Origin of the sequence: Saccharothrix tamanrassetensis (assembly GCF_014203665.1) — a bacterium.
GTDB classification, from domain to species: domain Bacteria; phylum Actinomycetota; class Actinomycetes; order Mycobacteriales; family Pseudonocardiaceae; genus Actinosynnema; species Actinosynnema tamanrassetense.
The window spans coordinates 639222-661582 of sequence record NZ_JACHJN010000003.1 but is presented as its reverse complement, the minus strand read 5'-3'; the positions used below and the strand labels follow the sequence as shown (position 1 = coordinate 661582).

The following is a 22361-nucleotide window of genomic DNA, read 5'->3' as shown; positions in this document are numbered from 1 at the left end:
ACCGTACCGAGGGGGAGGCGTCCGGTGATCGGCCAGCCCGACGAGCAGGACCTGGACCGGTGGCTGACCGCCGACGTGGCCGCCCTGCGCGGCGACCTCGACCGGACCCTCCGCCCGGAGGCTGCGGAGGCCCCGGAAGCTGGGGAGGCCGCAAAGGCTCCGGAAGCTGGGGGAACCCCGCAGGCGGAGCCTGCCGCCGGACCGCCCCGACCGCCCTCGGACGCCGAGCTGATCGAGGCCGTGCGCAGCGGGGCGACCGGGGCGTACGGGCAGCTCTACGAGCGCCACGTGCACGCCGCGCGGAACCTCGCCCGGCAGCTGGCCTGGTCGAGCGCCGAAGCCGACGACCTGGTGTCGGAGGCGTTCGCCAAGGTGCTCGACACGCTGCGCGCCGGGCGCGGCCCGGACTCGGCGTTCCGCGCCTACCTGTTCGCCGCGCTGCGGCACACCGCCTACGACCGGACGCGGCGGGAGAAGCGGGTGCGGCTGGCCGACGACGTGACGGCGGTGTCGGGCGTCGAGGACGTCACCGCCGTGCCGTTCCACGACCCGGCGGTGGCGATGCTGGAGCGCTCGCTGGCCACGAAGGCGTTCGCCAGCCTGCCCGAACGCTGGCAGACCGTGCTGTGGCAGACCGAGGTCGAAGGCCAGTCCCCGGCCGAACTGGCGCCGCTGATGGGACTCACCGCCAACAGCGCCGCCGCGCTCGCCCACCGTGCCCGCGAAGGTCTCAAGAAGGCCTACCTCCAGGCCCACCTGGCGCGCACCCCGTCGAACCGCTGCCGGGCCACCGTCGCCAAGCTCGGCGCGTGGACCCGCCGGGGGCTCGCCCGGCGGGAGAGCGCCCAGGTGGGCGCCCACCTGGACAAGTGCGTCGACTGCCGCGCCCTGGCCGACGAGCTGGCCGACGTCAACGGCACGATGCGGGCGGTCATCGCGCCGCTGGTGCTCGGTGTCGGCACCTCCGGCTACCTGGCGACCGTGGGCGCGACGGAAGCCACTGCGGCCACTGCGGCCACTGCGGCCGGCACGGCCGGCACGGTCACGTCGACTTCGCACTGGCTCGGCGCGGGAGCCTCCACGACCGCAGCGGTGGTCGCCGTCGTGTGGAGCCTGGGCGTCGGGCAGCAGACCGCCGTCCCGCCGGCCGAGGCCGCGCCGCCCACGCCGAACGTGAGCCAGCAGGGCTCGACCACGACCACGACCACGACGACGTCGCCGACCGGCCCGTCCACGACCTCCGACCCGAACTCCCCCACCACGACGGCGCCCACCGGCGGCACGTCCACGTCGGTCCCGCCGGGCGGGACGGTCCCCGGCGAACCCCCGGCGAACCCCGCTCCGGAACCACTGGTGGCGGTCGTGCCCGACGGGTTCGCCATCACCACCGGCGGACCACCGACCGACCTGCCGATCACCCTCCGCAACACCGGCCGGACTCCCGTTCCCCCGGCGACACTCGTGCTCTCCCTGCCCGAGGGCGTCCAGGTGGTCGGGCCCGGCGGCAACCTGCGCCGCGGGCCACTGGTGCGGTTCGACGGCGAGATGGCGCAGATCGTGGGATGCCCGGCGGGCAAGGGCACGGTGACGTGCACGGCGGGGCAGGACCTGCCCGCCGGCGCCTCGGTGACGTTCGTCTTCCGGCTGCTCGCCGGCCCGAAGTCGAGCAGCGGCACCATCACCGGCACGGCCACCTCCGGCCAGGTCCCGCCGGCGCGGGTGGAACTGCCCATCACCATCACGCCGAAGAAGTAGCCGCACCTCCACCGATCTGGTGGACGGCGCACCGTCCGCCTGACCCGCTCCGACTACCGCGGAGCGGGCGGCGTGGCGAGCAACAGCCTGCCGACCACTCGGTGCCCCGCGAACCGAGTGAGCAGCACTGTGGTGCACAGCCGGACGACCGGCCACGCCACGATCGCGCCGAGCAGCAGGCCGACCATCACATCATGCGGGTAGTGGGCCCCGACGAACACTCGTGCAAACGCCATCAAGACCGCGAGCACCACCCCCACGCTCGGCACCGCCCACGCTCGGCACCGGCCGACCTCCACCTCCGGCCGGCGACCACCCACGCTCCGCTCTGCTGCCGCAGCCGGAGAACCACGAACGGCCCCGGCCGGAGCCGGGGCCGTTCGTGGCAGGGACACACTGGTCAGAGAGTCAGGGACCAGCTGTCGATGGTTCCGGTGTCGTTGGCGGCCACGTCCTGCACCCGCAACTTCCAGGTGCCCGAACGCGACTCCGACGACAGGTTCAGCGTCACCGTGCCCGTCACGTTGTCCGCGCTGTCGTTGGCGTCGGAGTTCTTGACCCGGTACGCGCTCCCGTCCGGCGCGATCAGGTCGATGACCAGGTCACCCCGGAACGTGTGCGGGATCGACATCGTCACGGTGCTCGTCGCCGACGCGGTGCCGGTGCAGGTGCTGGTGATCGTGCTCTCCACCGTGCGGTTGTCGGCGATCGCCACGTCCGTGCCGTTGGACAGCGTGGCGCAGGTCGTGCCGCCGCCGCCCAGGGTGGCGCCGGACCTCAAGGTCCAGCTGTCGATCCGGCCGACGTCGTTGGTCTCGGTGTCCTGCGCCCGCAGCTTCCACGTGCCGGCCGCCGCCTCGCTGGACAGGTTCACGGTGTAGGTCTGCACGAGGTTGTCGGCGTCGCCACCCGCGTTGTTGTGCAGGACGTACGCGCTGCCGTCCGGCGCGACCAGCGAGACGATCAGGTCACCGACGTAGGTGTGCGCGATGTTCACGTCCACCGTGGCGTTGGCCGCCGCCGTGCCGCACTTCGCGTCCAGCGTGACCGGGCTTTCGGCGGTCGCGTTGTCGTTGATCGCGTGGTCGGCGTCGTTCGTGCCCGCGCAGCCGGTAGGCGGTGGGGTCGTGCCGTTCATGAACGCGGTGTACAGCAGGCGGTTCGGCGAGCTGCCGATGCCGCTGAGCTTGTTCGGCGTCGCGTTGCCCACCAACGCGTCGCGCACGGCCGCCGAGCTCGCCGACGGGTTCTTCGCCAGGTACACCGCCGCCGCGCCCGCCACGTGCGGGGACGCCATGGAGGTGCCGGTCATGGTCGCCGAGCCGGTGTTGCCGGAGTGCGACGCCGACACGATGTTCTCGCCGGGCGCGAACAGGTCCAGGCACGTGCCGTGGTTGCTGGACGAGGACCGGTTGTCGGTCCGGTTGGCGTTGCCGACGGTGATCGCCTCGGGCACGGCCTGCGGGCTGTAGTAGCACGCGTCGTCGGTCGAGTTGCCCGCCGCCTGGACGAACTGGATGCCGCTGGAGATCAGCGACCTGACCGCGTTGTCCACCGACGCGTCGGAGCACCGCTGCGAGCAGCCGATGCTGTAGTTGACCACGGCGGGTTTCACGGCGTTGTTCTTGACCCAGTTGATGCCCGCGATGATGTCGTCGTTGGCGCCGGAGCCCTGGCAGTCGAGCACGCGGACGGCGTGGACCGTGGCCTTCTTGGCGATGCCGTACGTGGTGCCGGCTGCGGTGCCCGCGACGTGCGTGCCGTGGCCGTGGCAGTCCTGCGGGGTGGAGTCGTTGTCCACGAGGTCCGCGCCGGCGGCGATCCGGCCGCTGAAATCCACGTGGCTGGCGTTGATGCCGGTGTCGAGCACGTAGACGTGCGCGCCCTGACCAGGGTTGGACGGGTAGTTGAACGAACCGTTCAGCGGCAGGTCGCGCTGGTCGATGCGGTCGTCGCCCCAGTTCGGCGGGTTGTTCTGGGTGTCCTGGACGACCATCCGGTACGCCTGCTCGACGGAGGCCACGGCCGGGTCGGCGGCGACGGCCTTGGCCTGGGCGAGGGTCATCTCGGCCGAGTAGCCGTTGATGATGTCCAGCTTGTGCCGGACGCGCCCACCGTGCTTGCCGGTGACCGCCGCGGCGGACCGGACGTCCTTGAGCTTGACGATGTAGCGGTCCTTGATGGCGCCCGGGGCGTCCACGCCCTGGATCGTCGCGTCGGCGGAGGCGGGGAGGGCGGCAGTGGCCACGCCGGCGGCCGTCGCGACCACCAGCACCGCCGCCCGCAAGAGGGTGTGCTTCATTCCAGCCGGATTCCTCACTGTGCAGGGATGGAGCGCGTGGACGAATCGGCCGGCTTGCTCGACCCGTCCAGCAGGGTTGCTGCGCGCCGGAATCCTGACACCCGGAACCGCGTTTGAACAGAGCGGATCGGTCAACCCCGGTTAATACTTAAAGCGCTTCCCGGCTAACAGTTAAAATTCACCACTCCCAGCGAATCCCGAACGCGCCGGGTCGCAGGTCCAATCCGAGGGCGTGCACGGTGTAGGTGTCGTCCCAGGTCAGCGGACGCACCAGGTGCCTGTCGCCGATCTCGGAGAACTGCTCGCAGCGCGCCGGCAATGCGCGCGGGTCGAACTTCACCTCGATCAGCATCTCCCGGGTGGGCATCCGCCCGCGCCGTTCGTGATTGGTCGCGGGCAACGAACCGGGCTGCTCGATCTCGTACTCGACGATGATCGTCTCGTGCCGGACCAGCGGTCGCGGGAATTGCAGTTCGGCCGCCGCCAGACCGGCCTCCTCGTCCTGGTTCAGCGCGACGATCGAACAGTTGCGGGTGGGCACCAGGACCGGCGGCGGCTGGTCCGAGTCGGCCCAGAACAGCAGCACCATGCTGGAGACGCCGTCCTCCTCGGCCCGCAGGATGTTCCGGTTCCACTGGTGCCGCTCGGTGCGGTCCGGCCCGATCTCCAGCCGCGACACGATGCTCAGCCTGGTCAGCCGGGTCTCGTCGCGCGGGCTCAGCCCGTCCAACGCCCGGTGCCGCGACCGCGCGTCGGGCCACACCTTGGACATCGGCACGGGGGTCGGCACCCGGTGGGCCAGCCTGCCGCGTGGCCGCGGCGCGTCCAGCAACCCGGCCAGCTCGCCGCTGCGCATGCCGAGGAACCGCTCCACGTTGCGCAGCGCCGCCAGCGACACGGCCCGCTCGGGCTGACTGCGCCCGGACTGCCAGTAGCTCAGGGTGGCGAGGCTGACCGGCGTCCCCTTGTCCCGCAGGTGCTCGGCCAGGCGCTCCAACGTCGCGCCGCGCTGCCGGATCGCACCACGCAGCGCCTCGGCGAACGGGCTCAGGCGGACTTCGGCCGACTCGGGCACTTACCGGACAGTAGTCCGACCGGAGCACGGTTTCCAGCATCAGTCGGCATCCCACGCACCCGTCGCGCGCCGGACGGTCAGCCGCCGCCGGTGGTGCGTCCCTGGTAGACCTCGGGGTTGAGGATGGTGCGCTTGGACGTCTCGCGGTGGTTGTGCATCCTCTCCAGCACGTGGAAGGCGCACTCCGCGAGCCGGTGGGAGTCCTGCACCACGGTGGCCCGCAGCGGACTCGTGCCGTCGTCGATCATGGTCCGCACCTCCAGCGTGCCGTCCACGCCGATGACCACCGTGTCGGCGGTGACCGGCGAGTTCGCCGCCCGGAGCGCGTCGACCGCGCCCAGCGCCATCTCGTCGTTGGTGCAGAACACGGCGTCCAAGCGGTCCCGACCCGGGTCGAGCAGGTCGACGTGGGAGCACACCGCGTCGTAGGCGCGCGAGCGGCAGAACGCACAGCCGTCGTGGACGGTGATCACGACGTCGGTCAGACCGTCCCGCAGCACCGCCGCACACTGCTCCTGCCGGTCCCGGTGCTCCCGACTGGCCACGATCAGCACGTGCGGTCGCGGCAAGCCCTTCGGTTTCAGGTGCGCCACCAGCCAGTGACCGGCCAGCGTGCCGATGTCGGCGCTGAGGTAGCCGACGAAGGCCGCGTTGTCGGGGTAGCGGGATTCGTCGTCGAACGGCTCCACGTCGGTGAACACCACCGGCACCGCCAGTTCGGCGCAGAACTCGACCAGGTCCGGCCGCAGCCGGTGCACCTCGGAGGCGAGCACGAACCCGCCGACGTAGTCGCGGCTCGCGGTCACGATCCGGCGCAGGTGGTGTGCCTGGGCGGCGGCGTCGTAGTCCCGGTCGGGCACCTTCAGCACGAGGTCGATGCCGTTGCGGTCCAGCACACCGTGCAGGCGCTGCACGAGTCCGGCGAGCCAGTACTTCTGGCTGAAGGCCGACGTCACGAAGAACACCTGCCGCGACGGACTCCTGCGGTGCTTCCGCCGCAACGACAGCAAAGCCGCGACCAGCGCGCACGCCACCGGAATCGTCCAGACCGGTACCGCCCGGAGCAGCACCCCGCCCGCCAGCACGTCCGCGATCGCCAGCCCACCCACGGCCGTGACCGCCACCGCGATCCCCACCCACACCGGCCACACCGCCGCCGGGTGCACGTGGTGCTCGACGGTCATCGTGACATCCCGACCCGCCTGCACCACCGACCCCGCGGACGACGCGTGCGCCCGTTGCCCGACCCCGTCCACCCGACGATGGTTCCGCACATCCGGGCACCAGCGTGCTCAGTGGCCCGGGTATGCCCGACTCGGACCAGCGCCAACACGCAGTTCTGCGGTCAACAACGCAGAAGGCGCAGATGCCCAGCCGCCAAGGAGGGCAGCCACCGGCTTCCCGTTCGGCCCCGGCGACCAGCGGCATCGGCGTGCATCTCCCGAGCTCGAACCCAGGAGTCCCTCACGACTACGGATTGCGGGAGCCCCACCAGTCGAGCACTCGTGTCCCGAACAGGGTCGATCACTTCAGCGTGTAGCGTCCGGCGGGTCGCCTTGGGTAGACAGACATGCCGCCGGAAGTCGAGAAGGACGCCGGCCTCGATTCCGGGCGCGCGGTGGATGTGCAGTGCCGGCCCTGGCATGGTGGCCACGCCATGCCCGCAGCGACCAGTGCCTGCTGGACGATGATGTCATCCACATCTACGGCACCGACATCACCGCGCCGGATCCAGCGCCCGCCGCTACGACGACCGAGGGGCTCTAACCATGGACCAGCACGCCGTTGACGAGGTACTGAACCGTCCACTCAGCCAGGAACTGCTGGCCCGCGACCTGGCCAGGTTGGCGTTCACCGCACTGGACGGCACCCCGCGCGCGATCCCGATCGGGATCGTCTGGAACGGCAAGGAAATCGTCATGTGCACCGCGACGAACGCGCGGAAACTCCCGGCGCTGCGCCGCAACCCCGCGGTCGCGTTGACGATCGACACCGAGTCGCACCCGCCGAGGATCCTGCTCATCCGCGGCCGGGCGGAGCTGGATGCCGTCGACGGCATCCCGGACGAGTACCTCCGGTGGAACGGCACCTACGAGATGACGCCCGAGCAACGGTCCGAGTGGGAGGAAGGCGTGAAGTCGCTCTACGACGGCATGGTCCGGGTCGTGGTGAAGCCGACCTGGGCCAAGCTGATCGACTTCGAGACCACTCTGCCCACCGCCATCGAAGAACTCATGCAGCGGCAGGAGGAACGCCGGCGAGCCTGAACACGCGCACGTGCCGCCGATGGAAAGCGCTTGCCCCGAAGGAGATCAGCGTGAATGACACCGCCCCTGAGCGCGGGACGATCCAGCGGATGGACAACATCAGCATCGTCGTCGACGACCTCGCGGCCGCCAAGGCGTTCTTCGCCGAACTCGGCCTGGAGCTGGAAGGCGAGGCGACAGTCGAGGGCAGCGCGGTGGATCGCCTCGTCGGGCTGGAGGGAGTCCGATCGGACATCGCGATGATGCGCACCCCGGACGGCCACGGACGGCTTGAGCTGACCAAGTACCAGACGCCGTCGAGCCGAGAGGGTGACCCGCGCGCTCCGGCGAACACGCTGGGCAGCCATCGCGTCATGTTCGCCGTCGAGAACATCGACGACATCCTCGACCGCTTGCGGCCACACGGAGCCGAACTCGTCGGCGAGGTCGTGCGGTACGAGGACAGCTACCGGCTCTGCTACCTCCGCGGCCCCGCGGGCATCATCGTCGCGCTGGCCGAGTCGATCAAGTGACCCGCCGGTGAACCGCACGGCGTTCGCGAAGAAGGGCAACGCCCATCCGCCACGGCCGCCCCAGGGTGCACGACGACTCTTCGGCGAGCACAACTCACCCGGGCAGGAACTGGATCCGAACGGACTCGTCGTAGGGCACCACGACGGTCCTCCTCGTTCCCGTCCACTGGTCGGGGACGAGGAAGAGCCGCCCGCCGGCCTCGGTCAGCAGGCGCAGGCCCTGGCACCGCACGCGGAAGCGCCGGCCGTCCGAGTTCGGCAGCGGGAACTGGTGCACTCCCCTGATGCCGTCCGGCAGGTAGAGCTGTTGCTCCAGGTCCAGCACCACGAGCGGTCGGGTGTGCAGTGCGGCGGCCAGCTCGGCGGCCCTGCCGCGTCCGTATGCCGCCGCGAAGTTGTTCGTCGCCCAGAACAGGCCGAGCACCACGATCGCGCCGAGCGCGGTCACCAGCAGCGCGTCCGAAGACCTGGACCGGCCGCGTTTCGGTCCGGCGTGGTAGCGGTACGTCCACACCCCGTAGACGAGCAGCGGAAGGCCCAAACCCAGCGAAATGGCGGTCACACCGGGGAATTCGTCGCGCGACACGCGCACCACCAGGATGCCGACGACTGCCCGCGCGAACAGGGCCGCGCCGAGGACCGACAGGAGCGCACCGACGACCTTCGGCGCCCATGACCTCGGCCGTCGCACCAGCGCCCGTACGCCGCGGTGAGCGACGAGACCCAGGACGAGGAGCGTGAGCAGGCCGGCGACCGGCGGGAAGATGACCTCCGTGCCCAGCAGCAGGAGTTCGATGGTCGACAGGTCGAGCGCGTTCAGGTCGACCCCGAAGTACTCGTACCGCACCAGCGTCGAGACGTAGCCGAAGTAGAACAGCAACGCGGCCACGAGCGTGGTGGGTGCGGCGATCGTGGCGAACGACTGCAGCCGGTCGAGAAGCGTCCCGGACTCGGTTCGGGAGGCACGGGTCGTCATGTGGTGGGCGGCACCGCGACCCGGCTGGTCGGGACGGCTGTGGTCCGGGCGGTGCTGGGCGGCGTGGACTTCGACGACCCCTCCGTCGAGGGACAGACCCATCGGCCGTCGACGAACTCACGCTCCTCCAGGAGGCACGGGATCGCCTCTGCCGTCACGGCGTCCACCTGTGGCGTCCACGCGACCAGGACCGGGTTGCCGGACGACGGCGCAGCGGCGGCGACCTTCGGATCGTCGCACGGCTTCCCGGCCGTCGACGTGCACCGGCTCTGGAAGGTGAACGTCACCGTGGCTTGGGCCCGACCGCCGGAGGGGCGTGACGCCTCGATGTTGACCCGGCATCCCTGAGTCGCCCGATCCCCTGGCCGGAAAGTGAAGCCGCGACAGTCGCCCTGGTTGGTGTTGTTGCAATTCTCCCCGCCCGGCAGGAGCTTGAAGAACTGGCTGCTGGAAAGCGAAACGTCCACCGTGACGGGAACGGACGCATCCGCACCGAGAGCGAACGCCTTGCAGAGTGCCGCCTTCGATTGACCCTCGTACAGTTCGAATTTCGGTGGCCACGCCGTCGTGTCGGATTTGCCATCCAGTCGCGCGCCGCCGACGTTGATCACCGGGGGATCGCCGTTCCCCCGCGTGCGCTCGGCGGTGTCGGTCGGTTCCGGGCCGATGGTGTCCAGCCGGGTATCAACGGTCGCGCTGGTTCCGGTGTCGGACGCCGCTCCGCGACCCGAATCCGCGGACGAACCGCAGCCGACCAGGAGCACCAGCGCACTCGAAGCCGCGCTGAACGCACGCCAGCCTGGGATCATCACCGATCACCTCCGCCACGAACACCCTTCATCCCGGAATTCGCCCGCAGCCTCCGTGAGCGTTACGCCCGTTCACCCGAAAGGGTCATATAGAATTCGAGACGCTACCGGCTCCGAATCTGGGTGGCTGATCATCGAGCGCCTCGACGACGATCACCGGTCGTGTGGAACGAGCGGGCACTTCGATGAACAACTATCAGCTTCCGTGCACGCTTCTCGGTCTGTGCGGCGACAATTCGAGCCGCCCAGCCCCTCGGCCGAGGAACCTTCGGAACACGTGGCGGGCAAGTGGTCTCCGAAGTGATCCGGGCTCGTCACGGTGATCCGGCTCACCGAGCGACGACTTCCGGCCGTGCCGCGAGTCTCACCCGACGGACACACTGCGGGCGAGCGAAGGAGAAGCCGTGAAGGACGACGTCTGGTCGATGGTGCACGCGGAGCGGGCGGCCCTGATCGACGACCTCGCGCACCTCGATGACGCGCAATGGGCGAAGCCGTCGCTGTGCGCGGGATGGACGGTGCACGACGTGGTGGCCCACCTGGTCGACACCGCCCGGACCACCCGCCTCGGTTTCGTGGCCGGCCTCGTCCGGGCGCGGTTCGACTTCCACCGGCAGAACGCACGCGGGGTGCAACGCGAGCGCGGCGCCTCGCCCCAGGAGACGTTGGAGCGGCTTCGCGAGGTGGCGACCCGGACGTCGACCCCTCCGGCGCACCTCGAGAGCCGACTGGTCGAGGAGGTCGTCCACGGCGAGGACATCCGCCGACCCTTGGGCCTCACCCGCGCCTACCCGCGAGAGGTCGTCGTGAGGTCGCTGCGCCTCCAGGCCCGCACCCCGGCATCCTTCGGTGGAGCCAAGGAACTGGCGGCCCGCCTCCGGCTCACGGCGACAGACGCCGACCTGTCGGTCGGAGACGGCCCGGAAGTGCGCGGAACCGCGCTCGCGCTGCTACTGGCACTCTCCGGGCGACGGGTGACGCTCGACGAACTCGACGGGCCCGGAGTCCTCACGCTGACGACTGCCTGACCACCCACACCACCCCCTCGCCGGACAGCACCCGACCACGACACGAGACCGACGACCGGCACCCACCCGCACCCCCGAACCCCCGCGACCGTGTGCCGCCGGGTGCCGATTCACCAGCGATGCGGTACGTGCGACGTGCTTGCGGATGTCACGTGCGACTCCCGCCGCTGAACCGGTGACCATCTCCGCCGACAGAGAGAACCCGGTGATCGTCACCGCTCGAGCTGGTCGACGGCGCGTGCCGGCCTTCCACGATCTCCACGTCCGAGCCCGCCGTCCTCACCGACATCACCACGGCCAGCAACAGGACGATCGCCGCGAGCACGGCGACGACCGACGCCGCGACCGCCCGCGCACCCCACCGCGAGGGCTCGGCCGCAAGCACGGGATCCGCGTCGTGAGCGCGGTCGAGAGCGGTGGCCGCCGGGCTCGGGTCGAGGTGCGGGTCGACGGCCAGGCGCTCGCGCACGCGTAACCACTGCGCCAGCCGCTGCTCGTCGTCGCAGGCTCGCACGAACGCCGCGAGCAATTCCGGTCGGGGCAGGCCTGTGCCGCGCAACATGTCGGCCACCGTGCTTCGAGGCAGCACCGAATCCTGTTCCGCCGCCTTCTCCTCCAGTTGGCGCAGAGTGCGGCCGGAATGCTGTTTGAGCAGCCGCAGCAGGCCGATGAACTTCGGAACGTCGTGCGCCGACTCCGGCTGGATCTCATTCAAGGTCATCGGTTCATCATGGATGATCGCACCACGTCCGGCCAGTGCCCTCCCGGTCTTGTCCGGCGGACCGGACACAGCCGCCTGCCAGGCAGGACACCGGTGAGCTGTCCGGGACAGGCCGATGCCCTTGGCAGGCCGGCGCGCCCCTTGCCACGCTGGATCCACACGGCCATCCGCCGGTTGCGGATATGACCGGCATTTGGTTCGAGTGGGGGAAATCCGGTGGCACATCGGTGTGTCACCGCGGTCGATCGCTGACTTGTTCTTCGAAGAGGGGAGTTCATCCATGTCGACTCTGCTGCGCCGAACGGCGCGACTGTTGTCGGGAACGTTCTTGGCCGCCGCGCTGGTGGCTGTCATGTCGCCGGCCACCGCCGTCGCCGCGTCACCGACCACTGCGGCCGATCCGGTCGGAGCGCTGTCGTACCAGGCCACCTACTACGGCTACACGGGAACGTTCCGCGACGCCACGACCATTTGGGAGGTCAACTGGTTCCTCAGTGGCCGACTGGAAGCCTTCGGCATCGCGCCCGACCGCACGATCTGGCACGCGTGGCCGGGCAGCGGCGGGTGGAAGCAGATGCCGCACAACGGCAGGGCGGATCTCATCTCCAACGTGCACTGGGACCAGAGCACCGGAATGCGGTTGGTCGAGGTGTACGTGGCCTCCGGGGGAGGTTCGTTCTGGTGCAGCATCGATCCGGGCAACGGCAACTGGGGCTCCTGGCAACGTTGCTAGCCGCGCGGAGCCGAGCCGGGCGCCTGCAGCCACCATCCCGGCGACCTGCCGCCCGCCGGCGCCTCGGCAACCCGGCAGCCGAGCCGTTCGCCTGTTGACCGGTTTCTGATCGATCCGCTGGTCAACCGGCGCACCCCAAGGGGTGGTTCTCCCGCTCGCGGAGGACCACCCCTTGAGGTTGTCAGCGACACGGAACCTGTTGTACAGCAACGTCAAAGCTTCGCCGGTCATCGTCTCGACGCCCGACTCCTCGGCCCCACGCAGCTCGGTGCGGGGTCGACGTGCCGGTTCCGGCGATGACCATCTTCTTGCGCGCCAGGGCAATCCGCTCCGACTCTCCGACCGGGCCGTCCTTGACGATCACCCGGTCCGGGGTCCGTTGCCAGGTGCCCTCGGCGGTCCACAACCGCAGCCGCCCGTGCACGATCTCCCACGGCCCGTACCGCTCGGACAGATCCGACGAACCGGACCTTGCGGACAGATGCACCACAACCACGGATGACGGCCGGTGCGTGACATGTATGTGCCCCCGGTGCGACTCGAACGCACACTGGACGGATTTTGAGTCCACCTGCAAGCCAGGCGATCGACATCACCACTGGCGACTGAGCCTCGTAGTTGCACCGGTTGAGGTAGACCAGGCACGGCAGCACAGCGGTTCATGGACACCTCCATGGACGACCGATCCACAAAGGATGATCAACTAGCGAGGCTGTCGACCAGCTCGACGGCCCAGCTCGCGAAGAACGATCGGAGTTCCGACACTCGGCCACCGGGGATGGGGAGTTCGCCGTCCTCGAAGCGGGACAGCGTTCCGAGCATCTGCGCGAAGACCGCCATGTCGAACCCCATGTCGACTTCAGCGGCGCGGGCAAGCAGTAGTTCTTTGCCATAACGCTGGACCAACGCGTAGACGTCCGTGAAGTCGCGAGCTTCCGCACGGTCGAACAGGGCGAGCGTCTTACGGCCAGCCAGCTCCTCCAAGTCGAACGTCGGCCCGATGAAGCTGGCTGTAGGCGGCCTGCTGGGAGGCGTGTCCAGCGCGAGATCGACCACCAACGAATCCGACCCGGAAACCACCAGCCGGCAGAACGTCACCCCGTCCCGCACGCGCCGCACAGACCAGCCCCGCTCTTGCGCGGCCGTTTCGAAGGCGTCCCGAGCGACAACAACACTTCCGCTATCAGGACCGGCGAAGAAGTCCAAGTCTTGTGTGGGCCGGTCGGTCAAGGCTTGAGCCACCAGTGCCGCGCCGCCCGCGAGCAGGAACCCCTCGCTCTCCGCAAGGCCGAAGAACACCCTGGCCACCTCGACCTGGAAGTCGGTCAAGCCCTCCGGAGACGACTCGTCGGACATCACGCGGCCTCTGCCCCGGCACGACCGACAACCGAGGACCAAGCGGCTCGGACGTCACGAGGAAGGACGAGTTCGTCCCACAAGTCGATGAGAAGAGCACCGTCCACGTACGTGATCACGTCCTCCGGCCCACCCTCGCGAAGCACGATCTCGTAGACGCGCGCCCGTTCGGACCGGCTGGCCAGGTTGAACCGCCGCTCCGGCGCGGACCAGTTCAAGTGGATCGGCAGGGTCACGACGGAAAAAGCCCGGTCCACCGGAAGCCGAGGAAGCTCACTCAACGTGAAGACCACGCGACCCCGCGAAGTCACGTGCTCGACAACCTGCGGCACGGGCACGACTACCAAGTCGTGACCGGCTTCAGCCAGCAACCGCCCCAACGTGTCCACCGTGGGCGACTTCCGTCCGTGTTCGTAGGCGGACAGCGTCGGCCGCGAAGTACCTGCTCGACGTGCGAGTTCCTCTTGACTGAGCCCCGCAGCGCGCCTCGCTTGGACAAGCATCTCCGTCATGTCCGCCATGCTGCCTCCAGCGACGTATCCGAAGGGATACAGTACGCGGTCGGCTCAACGACAACAACCCGTAACTGGTCCGACACCCGACGAACCGACCAGGTGGGGACAAGATCGACCCTCGACCGGAAGATCACAGGTCAGAGGCCGATGTAGGCGAATGCGATGTGCCCCCGGTGCGACTCGAACGCACACTGGACGGATTTTGAGTCGGCTACGTAGCCAAGGTACCTATGGCGACCTGGGTTGAGGCTAGCCCCAAGTGGGACGATCTTGGTATCAGAGGCAACTCAGGAGGTGGTTCATGGACAGCCTCATGGACAAGCTCTGGCCTCTCTCGGGACTTCAGCAGTCCAACCCGGTTGAGGCTGCGCGAAGTACCTAGAGGATGTAGCTTACTTTCACCCGACTACTCAACCATACAGAGGGAAAATGAGTGAGTCACACGACCCTGCGAACGAGAAAACTGACGGACCCCTCACATTTTACCCCACGAGCCCACCAAGCGACCAGTCGAGCAAGGTTCGCAAAGCGACCGACTGCCTCGACCATCCTTACCTGCGAATGGGAATCGATGAACAGATCGTTCTAGCGAAAACAACTTTCAAATTGGACCCAGCGGCTGAAAATCCATTTACTGGGACCATCCATTTCAACTGGAAGCCATACGTACAGCTGCATGCATCAGGAGGAAAGGAACCTCCGCCGAACCTACTCGATGAATTTTTGGACGATAGTGGCCCGATCTGGAAACCTCTACCACACCTCGAACTGCCGAAAGACTTCGATCTCCCCAGTTCGGCCGCCGCCTCTCGCGAATACAAGGCATACGAAGAAGATACGCCAAACGATGACTACCAAATACTCGAACAATCACTACAGCGGTTCGAGCTAGCCCCCAGCAGAACAATGACAGCGGTGCACTTCCTGCTCCCTAATGGCTGGAGGTCGAACGATGGTTTACTCGTGCGCTACGGCGGAAACCGCATAGCGAGAGCACGGACGGAGATATCGTTCGGCGATTGGCGAATTCGACTGGACAAGCTCGCACATGCCGATCGCGACTACCACAAATCCCTAATCAACGCACGCGGATACGGAATCACTCACATAGGGCGAATCAGCAGGTTCGATAACAAAGAGTTCAGAAGCGAAGACTTTCGAACCATACTAAAGAGTCTCAATTTTGCTTTCTCCCTTATGACAGGGAGACACACCAGCGCGCTGCTACCGATCGGGAGTAGCGCTCGCAAAGCGGTCTGGACACAGTGGGACAGCGCAAGGGTCGACCCAGCTGAGCCTATTGAGTCATTTCGCGACAGCCACATCGCAAACACACAGTTCACAGAACTCGGAAGAAAAGTACTTGCCACTTGCACAAACGAGCTGAAAGCTGACGTACTGAGATTAGTTCTGAAGTATCTAATACAAGCTAACCGAAGCCCCGACCCCGAGCTGGCCGTAGGCGGGTACGTAACAGGACTTCTCCTCCTTGCACACAACATACTGGTAGTCGAAAATCGGGAGGTTTCCGGAAACTATTTTAGAAACACATCAGCGGATATCCTGATCGGGAGAATACTGAACGCCGCCAAAATCGACATGTCGATTCCCGGGCACTTCGAATTCCTTCAAGATGTCAGCGATTCCTTGAAGAGTAGGGACGGGGTGACGCGCGATGCACTCGGTTGCATAACAAAGATCCGCAACGAGGTGATGCATCCCACGAGCCAAAGAATCCTCTCCTGGTCCGCCAAGCAATGGATCGAGTGCAGAATCGTAGCCCACTACTTTCTTGAGACCTGCATCCTCTATTGGCTCGACTACAAGGGGCAATACAGCTCTCGAATGGCCTCCCCAAGATGGGCTGGAGACACGCACCCGGTCCCATGGGGGTGACGGCTACCGGCCAACTCCCCTTGGGCAATGACTTGGGCGAGCAACTCTCGTAGACTTGCGGACGTGTCAGACTACCCAGAGGAACTGAAATGGAACATCCACGGCGAGCGGGAGATCTACGACAATTATTGGATAAAACTGAAGCTGGTGGACGTTGAACCGCCTGACGGTAACCGGTTCGAGCACCACGTTGTCACGCTTCACCATGTCGCCGTTGCACTATTGCTAAATGATCGTGAAGAGGTACTAACGCTCTGGCGGTATCGGTTCGCGGTGGATCAGTGGGGGTATGAGCTTATTGGTGGGCTCGTCGAGGAGGGCGAGGATCCGGCCGTTACTGCTGCGCGGGAGGCCGAAGAAGAGACTGGGTGGCGACCGGTTGGGGAGCCGGAGCATCTTGCTTCTTTTCAGCCGTTGCCGGGGATGGTGGATGCTCCGGTCAACGCGTATATCTGGCGTCAGGCCGAGAAGGTTGGGGAGCCTACAGACGCCGAAGAGGCTGCTCGGATCGAGTGGATTCCGATCAACCGCATGCTTGAGCTTGTGAAGCGCGGTGAGGTGTTGGGGTCCGGAGCTATCGTGCCGTTGTTGTTCTACTTGGCTTCGCGCAATTCAGGGACTACCTGACTCGGGTAGTTCGAGGTTTGCGAGCCGCCGCCGTTGACGGTCGGAGCCGATTTGGGCTGCGAGACGACGCGCTTTCCGTGCGTACTCCTGAGCCATCCGGCTATCGCCAGCGGCGGCGTACGCAAAGGCCAAGTCGGTGAACATACCCACTTGGCCCCGTACTGCCGAACTCGGCGACGTGTGCAGTTTCTGTGCGGCTGCTTCCAGTTCTTCAATTGCCTCGTGGTCTCCCAAGCGCAGTAGCGCGCTCCCACGCCACCTGGAAAGGTGTGCGTCGTTGAGTAGGAGGAAGGGCAGCTCTGGATCGGCCGGGTCCTGCGGCAGAAGAGAGTGTGCGTCGTCGAACGCACGTAGAGCATCGTCGTGTCGACCTGCGGCAGCGAGCCCTTCGCCATGGGCCGCTGTGAGCCATGCCTGCATCAGTGAAGGCGCTCGGTTTTCGGCTACATAGCGAGCATATTCTAAGAGTTCTACTGCGGCAGCCGGCTCGCCGATGTCCAGCAGTATTACGGCTTGTTGAGCTGCGGCATGCGCCAACAGATACGGGGAGTCCGCCTGCTGTGCGGAAACTTTGGCGTCTTCGTGGTATTCCCAAGCTTGAGTCTGAGAACCACGGTCGAGAGCTTTCCAACCAGCGAGGGTACGAGCATCGGTCAGGGTTGCGGCTAAGCGCTTGCGGTGCTCAGTGTTGGTGCTGAAAGACCGCATCTGCTCCATTTGCTTGATGAGGTTGTCGAGCTGGTCGAGCGCGGCGACCGCACCGAATCGCTTGTCGGAACCACGGATGCCGTTGACTTGACTCTGGAACAGGTCGAGAGTTTCGCGATCCACACTCCGCGCGATGACCAGTCGGTCCCGTAGTTCTTCGGTGCTTTCGTTGAGCAAGTCGGACGGGAAGCCCAGTTCTTCATTGGACCGACCGTAGAACTCACGGAACAAGCGGCGATAACCAGGTTCTGTGACCTCTACGTGCCCGTTCTCCCACCTCGACAGCATGATGTGCAGCGACGACTCCGACGCGACCGACACCCCGAGCTGCGGCCCACGAGTGCGGAGGTAGCGCACCACCTGGTCCTGCGTCTTGCCTGACGCTTCACGGATGCCCTGTAGGCGCGTGAGAGGCGGTCCGCCCCGCTGTCGCTTCGCCACGTTCTCCCCCGTCCCCTGAGGCCGTGACCTGCGTACTTAACTCCACCTAACAGCAGGCGTGTTAGTCGCCGGCAATTATCTGGACCCCCTTCCCGGCGGTCTGCTGTTGCCATGACAAGCAGGCGAACGCCAGCCAGCTACCGCAAGCTACTCGTCTTTTCGTGGTCGGTCATCAAGGCGATTTGCGAGAACACCGATCTGGGCTCGAAGGCCCCTGATCTCCCGGATGATCGCGTTCAGCAGCGGGACGACCGGGTCTTCGGCGGACACGGCCGACGGTTCGACGTGCGGCGGTTCCTTGCCGTTGAGCACCGCCGTCAAGTGCTGTGGGTGCCATTCGAGAGCGGTCGAAAGGGCTTCCAGAGTTCGTGGGTTGCGTCGCCGCTCGATCCGGCCCTGCTGGATCTCCCGCACGATCGCCAGCGATACGCCGGACTTCTCCGACAGCTCCCGCTGCCTCATCGACAGCTCTCTGGTCCGGGCGTTGATCGCGCGCGCGACCGCCGACCAGTCCTCGTTCACATCCGCCTCCGCGCTCCGCCTGAGCGCCGACATTAGCGCGCCGGTCAGAGCAGATTGCGGGTGATCAGCGGTATCAGCGCATTTTCACTGCCGATCACCACCTATCTCAGCTTCTAGTGCGGTGAAATCAGTCTTCAAGGCGGTGTCCTGTGAACACGACAAGTGGTGCGGGCGCATGCTCGCCGACGTTCTACACGGTGCCTGAGGCCGCGCGGCTAATGCGCATCGATCCATCCACCCTGTACCGGGCCATCCGTGACGACGCGTTCCCCGCCGTCCGGGTGCGCACCCGGTACGTCGTCCCCGCCCGTGCCGTTGAGGAGATGGTCGAACGGGCAGTGAACTCCGGCGGTGTCGTTGATGTCGCCGGTCTGGCGGCCGAGCGGCGAACCGCTCGGGAGGTCGCACGAGTGACCGGAGGTGCCTCGTGGTGACCTCCGATGCCCGGTACGAGGAGATTGCGGCCGATCTGGATCGGCTGGCCGCCGTACCGGATGACGTGGTGTTGGAGATCGTCATCCGAGCTGCCGAGTGTGTATGGCTGTACGGGCCGGATGCCGAACCCGTGGCGCGTGGAGGGCTGTCGGTGCCGTCGGCGGTCGGGTGTCCGGTGTGGCGTGCATGTCTGGAGTTGGAGTTGCGTACGCCTGAGCCGTACAGCGGTGGGGTGTGCAGTGGTCTGTCCGATGAGGAGTTTCAGGCGCTGCACCGGGTTTGGTTCACCCGGCGTGAGCGGATGGGCGGCAAGAGGGGGCCGTTGTCATGACGGTCGACTTGACGGCTACCCAGGTGTTGGCCGGGTTGGGTGTCTTGCTGGCGCTGGTGTTGGTATGGCGGGCCGGTTCCCGTCGTGCCAAGGCCGCTGCCGATGCGGCGCGTGCGAGTGCTCGTCTGCTGTCACTGACGGGGCGGGTGCTCGTAACGACTGGAGTGATCGTGGGCCTTCAGTGGCTTGTGATCACGCACGGTCGGGACTCCACGTTGCTGTGGGTGGTGTTGGGTCTGCCGGCGTTGTTCGCCGCGTACAGCCTGACGAAGGCGCTCACGGTGACTGCGGTGGATGGTTCGCGTGGTAGGGGTGGTCGGCGGTGAGCACCCTGAAGGGTGTGGGGAGGGTGGTCGCCTTCGGGCGGCCACCCACCGCGCCCACCGATGAGACGAGTGCGGGTCGGCTCGCGCGGGAGGCTGCGGAAGCGGCGGTACTGCGGGCGCATCAGGCGCGGCCGGATGTGGTGGCGTTGCGGGTCGAGCGGGTGCGGGCGCAGGTGGACCGGCTGTGTTGGGCTGGGATTGTGCTCGGGTTGGGCTTCACGATGACCAACGTTCAGCAGTTCGCGGCTGGTGGTTCGGAGGTCTGGTCGTTGCCGTGGTTGGCTGCGTGGCTGCTGGATCCGACTGTGTCGTTGGTGTTGTTGGCGATTCTGCGGGCCGAGCAGGTGACGGCTCGGTACCGGGTGCGGACGGGGCCTTGGGTACGGCGTGCGAAGTGGTTCACGTTGGCGGCCACGTACGTGATGAACACGTGGGCGTCGTACGCGGCCGGGTCGTTGTCCGGGGTGGTGTTGCACTCGGTGCCGCCGCTGGTGGTGTTCGTCGCTGCGGAAGCCGTGACCGATCTACGGGACAAGTTGACCGAAGCCGTGTCGGCAGCGTTCACCGAAGCGCGTCCACCTGAGCCTATGGCGACCGGCGTTCGTGAACCCATGCCGGCACGAGTCACCGGGCGCACGTCGGCGGGTGCTCGGACCTCGTTCGGCGAGTACCTGGCAGCGGCACGGGAAGCGTGGATGCCGGGGACTGTGGTGACGCCGAAGTGGGTCCGTGAGGTCACTGGTTGCTCTAGAGGGCTCTCTTCACGCCTGGCGGCCACGCTCGCGCGTCAGATGGCGTCGGGAGGGGGTGAGTCGTGAACGGGCGAGGGGATCATGTCAGCGGCGTGCACAGCGGCTCTCTGCCTGTACGCACGCCGTCAGGTGAACTCGTGAACGCTGTCCTTGAAGGTGAGTTCGTGGACGACGGGCCAGCGCGTTCACGGCCGAGCTGGATACGTCGAGCGGCGAACTGGTGGATGCGTTCACCACGGGTGCCGGCCACTCTGAAGTCACGGCGGCTGGTGGTGCAGGCGGTCAAGGATTCCGTCGTGGCGGTCCTGCGGTCGCCGTTCCGGTTGGCGGGTGCGGTGGCGCGGGGGTTGGTGGTTGCCGCGCGGTGGTGGCGTTCGTGGGTGCGGGTGGCGGACTACCGGGAGGCTGCGGAGGCGTCGGAGAAGTTGGCGGACAAGTTCGAGGTCATCCGGGCGTTGACGTTGTTCCGGTGGAAGGTCACCGGTGCCGTCGTCGGTGTGGCTGCGGTCGCCGGCGCCGCACTCGATCTTGTGTACGGGCATCGGGTGTTGTGGATCGGTGGTGGTGTCGTGGTGGTCGGGTTGGCTGTGCTCGGGCGGCGCAAGGACGGCTCGCCGGGGCGCAAGCCGGTGTTGGCCGGGCCACGCACGTTGACGTGGACGATGGACCCACAGGTGCTGGTGGACGCGTTCCGCGACGCGAAGCTCATCGGCAAAGACGAGACACTGCGGCTGGTCGAACGTGCCACCAGGCAGGGCGACGGGTGGGCCGTGACGGTCGACCTGCCCGCCACGCGCAAGGCCATCGACGTGCTCAAGAACCGTGAGGCGTTGGCGTCCGCGCTGGCGGTGGACGAAGTACAGCTCATCGTGGAACGGGTACGCGGCAACGGCGGCCACGCCGGACGCGTCGCGGTGTGGGTGGCTGACGAAGACCCGTACGGCACGGCACCGATGCGGACGCCGCTGCTGGGTGTGCAGCGGTGGGATGCGTGGCGGCCGGTGCCGTTCGGCCGGGACGCACGGCAGCGGAAGGTGGACCTGCCGTTGGTGTGGACGTCGTTGCTTGTGGGTGCGATCCCCAGGCAGGGCAAGACGTTCGCGGCGCGGTTGGCAGCGGCCGGGCTGATCCTGGACCCGTTCACGCGGCTCTACGTGGCCGACTTCAAGTCCGGGAAGGACTGGTACGCCGCAGCACAGGTAGCCCACCGGTTCATGTCCGGCGACGACACCGAACATGTGCTCAGGCTCGTGGACTGGCTGGTGGAACTGGTCGGTGAGGTCCAGGGTCGCTACCGCAGGATGCAGGACCTTGACGACGAGGTTTGTCCGGAGTCGAAGATCACACCAGCGATGTCCCGTGACCCACATCTGGACATGCCGGTGACCGCGATCTTCATTGATGAGGTGCAGGTGCCGTTGGAGGACCGGACACCGTTGGACGTACAGGGAAAGAAGCTCACCGCAGGCGAGTACATCGGCGAGTTGCTGACGTGGCTTGCCCGCAAGGGACCGGCCGCCGGCATCGTGCTCGTGCTGGCAACCCAACGCCCGGACAGCAAGACCATCCCCAGCAACCTCCGGGCCGTCATGGGCTCCAGGTTCGCCCTACGCGTCATGGACTGGCGGGACAGCAACATCGTGTTGGGCGAACAGATGAACACGCGCGGCTACGACAGCAGTCGACTTCTGGCCTCACACAAGGGCGTCGGCATCCTCCGACCGGACGGGGAGACCACAGCCGGGGCTGACGTCCTCGCCATCACGGTGCGCACCTACTACATGCCCAACGAAGACTGGCGGACCATCTGCCAGCAAGGCCGGGCACTCCGGGAAGCGGAAGGGACACTCAGCGGTCACGCGGCCGGACACGACACCCGACCGGTGATCGATCACGCGGCAGTAGCGCGAGCTATCGGCACCGTGGCCGAGCGCGCCGACGATGCGGAGCTTCCCGAACCGCTCGCGTCGGTAGTGGACTACCTCGGAGACGACCTCCAGCCGGGAGGACGCGAGTTCGTGCCCACAGCGGAACTCGTCACCGAACTGGAGGTGGATGCGAAAGCGTTCGGGCTCCGGATGGGAGAGCTGGGCTGCAAACCCACCCGAGACCGCGTCGCCACCGCGAACGGACTCCGTCAGGTCAGGGGCTACCTGACAGCCGACATCCGCAGCGCCGTCACCCGTCTCTGTGGAGACGACCCGTCACCACCAACACCGACCACCCGTCACGGCGTCACAGCGGTGTGACGGGTCCGTTGTGGGCCACGACCAG

Annotated in this window: 23 protein-coding genes; 12 read left to right on the top strand and 11 right to left on the bottom strand. The window is 67.0% G+C overall.

Annotated elements, in window-relative coordinates; all coding sequences use genetic code 11:
- The first annotated feature begins 24 nt into the window (after positions 1–24).
- Positions 25–1755, top strand: a complete 1731-nt coding sequence (locus FHS29_RS12260) for a sigma-70 family RNA polymerase sigma factor (protein ID WP_184690697.1) — start codon at positions 25–27, stop codon at positions 1753–1755.
- Between the two features lie 53 nt (positions 1756–1808).
- Here FHS29_RS12260 and FHS29_RS38095 read toward each other — a convergent pair whose 3' ends face one another.
- From FHS29_RS38095 to FHS29_RS12240, 4 genes are all read right to left on the bottom strand, one after another.
- Entirely contained in the window at positions 1809–2009 is a 201-nt protein-coding gene (locus tag FHS29_RS38095; protein WP_376774420.1) for a phosphatase PAP2 family protein, read from the bottom strand.
- Positions 2010–2155: 146 nt separating this feature from the next.
- Entirely contained in the window at positions 2156–4057 is a 1902-nt protein-coding gene (locus FHS29_RS12250; protein WP_184690696.1) for a S8 family serine peptidase, read from the bottom strand.
- 178 nt (positions 4058–4235) lie between these two features.
- Entirely contained in the window at positions 4236–5132 is an 897-nt protein-coding gene (locus tag FHS29_RS12245) for a helix-turn-helix domain-containing protein (protein ID WP_184690695.1), read from the bottom strand.
- A gap of 77 nt (positions 5133–5209) precedes the next feature.
- Positions 5210–6316, bottom strand: coding sequence for a sugar ABC transporter substrate-binding protein (locus FHS29_RS12240; protein ID WP_184690694.1), 1107 nt, complete (start codon positions 6314–6316; stop codon positions 5210–5212).
- 585 nt (positions 6317–6901) lie between these two features.
- Here FHS29_RS12240 and FHS29_RS12235 point away from each other — a divergent pair.
- Positions 6902–7399 carry a pyridoxamine 5'-phosphate oxidase family protein gene (locus FHS29_RS12235; RefSeq protein ID WP_184690693.1) on the top strand — a complete coding sequence of 166 codons (498 nt, stop codon included), beginning with the start codon at positions 6902–6904 and terminating at the stop codon, positions 7397–7399.
- Positions 7400–7488: 89 nt separating this feature from the next.
- Complete coding sequence (locus FHS29_RS12230; protein WP_184690873.1) at positions 7489–7911, top strand: VOC family protein; 423 nt, start codon at positions 7489–7491, stop codon at positions 7909–7911.
- 94 nt (positions 7912–8005) lie between these two features.
- On the opposite strand, the gene FHS29_RS12225 is transcribed toward FHS29_RS12230, so the two are convergent.
- Positions 8006–8887, bottom strand: coding sequence for a hypothetical protein (locus FHS29_RS12225; RefSeq protein ID WP_184690692.1), 882 nt, complete (start codon positions 8885–8887; stop codon positions 8006–8008).
- Entirely contained in the window at positions 8884–9696 is an 813-nt protein-coding gene (locus tag FHS29_RS12220) for a hypothetical protein (protein WP_184690691.1), read from the bottom strand. The genes FHS29_RS12225 and FHS29_RS12220 overlap by 4 nt, the downstream gene beginning before the upstream one ends.
- A gap of 404 nt (positions 9697–10100) precedes the next feature.
- Here FHS29_RS12220 and FHS29_RS12215 point away from each other — a divergent pair, with 404 nt between their 5' ends.
- Positions 10101–10724: a maleylpyruvate isomerase family mycothiol-dependent enzyme gene (locus FHS29_RS12215; RefSeq protein ID WP_312864876.1), complete on the top strand. Its 624-nt coding sequence runs from the start codon at positions 10101–10103 to the stop codon at positions 10722–10724.
- Positions 10725–10872: 148 nt separating this feature from the next.
- Here the strand turns inward: FHS29_RS12215 and FHS29_RS12210 are convergent, their stop codons facing one another.
- Positions 10873–11514 (bottom strand): hypothetical protein, encoded by a 642-nt coding sequence (locus tag FHS29_RS12210; protein WP_184690690.1) that lies wholly within the window; start codon positions 11512–11514, stop codon positions 10873–10875.
- 211 nt (positions 11515–11725) lie between these two features.
- Here FHS29_RS12210 and FHS29_RS12205 point away from each other — a divergent pair, with 211 nt between their 5' ends.
- Positions 11726–12178, top strand: a complete 453-nt coding sequence (locus FHS29_RS12205) for a hypothetical protein (protein WP_184690689.1) — start codon at positions 11726–11728, stop codon at positions 12176–12178.
- Between the two features lie 699 nt (positions 12179–12877).
- Here FHS29_RS12205 and FHS29_RS12200 read toward each other — a convergent pair.
- Complete coding sequence (locus FHS29_RS12200) at positions 12878–13534, bottom strand: nucleotidyl transferase AbiEii/AbiGii toxin family protein (protein WP_221455764.1); 657 nt, start codon at positions 13532–13534, stop codon at positions 12878–12880.
- Positions 13534–14055 carry a helix-turn-helix domain-containing protein gene (locus FHS29_RS12195; protein WP_184690687.1) on the bottom strand — a complete coding sequence of 174 codons (522 nt, stop codon included), beginning with the start codon at positions 14053–14055 and terminating at the stop codon, positions 13534–13536. Before FHS29_RS12195 ends, FHS29_RS12200 begins: the two co-directional genes overlap by 1 nt.
- A 555-nt stretch (positions 14056–14610) precedes the next feature.
- Between FHS29_RS12195 and FHS29_RS12190 the strand changes: the two genes are divergently transcribed.
- A complete protein-coding gene (locus FHS29_RS12190) occupies positions 14611–15945 on the top strand; it encodes a YopA family protein (protein WP_184690686.1) in 1335 nt (444 codons plus the stop codon).
- Positions 15946–16008: 63 nt separating this feature from the next.
- Positions 16009–16572 carry an NUDIX hydrolase gene (locus FHS29_RS12185; RefSeq protein WP_312864875.1) on the top strand — a complete coding sequence of 188 codons (564 nt, stop codon included), beginning with the start codon at positions 16009–16011 and terminating at the stop codon, positions 16570–16572.
- Here FHS29_RS12185 and FHS29_RS12180 read toward each other — a convergent pair.
- A complete protein-coding gene (locus FHS29_RS12180) occupies positions 16558–17721 on the bottom strand; it encodes an NsdA family TPR-like regulatory protein (RefSeq protein WP_184690684.1) in 1164 nt (387 codons plus the stop codon). The genes FHS29_RS12185 and FHS29_RS12180 overlap by 15 nt on opposite strands.
- A gap of 147 nt (positions 17722–17868) precedes the next feature.
- On the bottom strand, positions 17869–18243 hold the full coding sequence (locus FHS29_RS12175; protein WP_184690683.1) for a helix-turn-helix domain-containing protein: 375 nt from the start codon (positions 18241–18243) through the stop codon (positions 17869–17871).
- Positions 18244–18392: 149 nt separating this feature from the next.
- Here FHS29_RS12175 and FHS29_RS12170 point away from each other — a divergent pair, with 149 nt between their 5' ends.
- The 5 genes from FHS29_RS12170 to FHS29_RS12150 all read left to right on the top strand — a co-directional run bounded on the left by FHS29_RS12170 (position 18393) and on the right by FHS29_RS12150 (position 22336).
- Positions 18393–18677: a helix-turn-helix domain-containing protein gene (locus tag FHS29_RS12170; RefSeq protein WP_312864874.1), complete on the top strand. Its 285-nt coding sequence runs from the start codon at positions 18393–18395 to the stop codon at positions 18675–18677.
- Positions 18674–19009 (top strand): WhiB family transcriptional regulator, encoded by a 336-nt coding sequence (locus FHS29_RS12165; RefSeq protein ID WP_184690681.1) that lies wholly within the window; start codon positions 18674–18676, stop codon positions 19007–19009. Before FHS29_RS12170 ends, FHS29_RS12165 begins: the two co-directional genes overlap by 4 nt.
- Entirely contained in the window at positions 19006–19335 is a 330-nt protein-coding gene (locus FHS29_RS12160; RefSeq protein WP_184690680.1) for a hypothetical protein, read from the top strand. The genes FHS29_RS12165 and FHS29_RS12160 overlap by 4 nt, the downstream gene beginning before the upstream one ends.
- 23 nt (positions 19336–19358) lie before the next feature.
- On the top strand, positions 19359–20153 hold the full coding sequence (locus FHS29_RS12155; RefSeq protein ID WP_312864899.1) for a hypothetical protein: 795 nt from the start codon (positions 19359–19361) through the stop codon (positions 20151–20153).
- A 230-nt stretch (positions 20154–20383) separates the two neighbouring features.
- Positions 20384–22336: a cell division protein FtsK gene (locus FHS29_RS12150; RefSeq protein WP_376774413.1), complete on the top strand. Its 1953-nt coding sequence runs from the start codon at positions 20384–20386 to the stop codon at positions 22334–22336.
- Positions 22337–22361 lie beyond the last annotated feature (25 nt).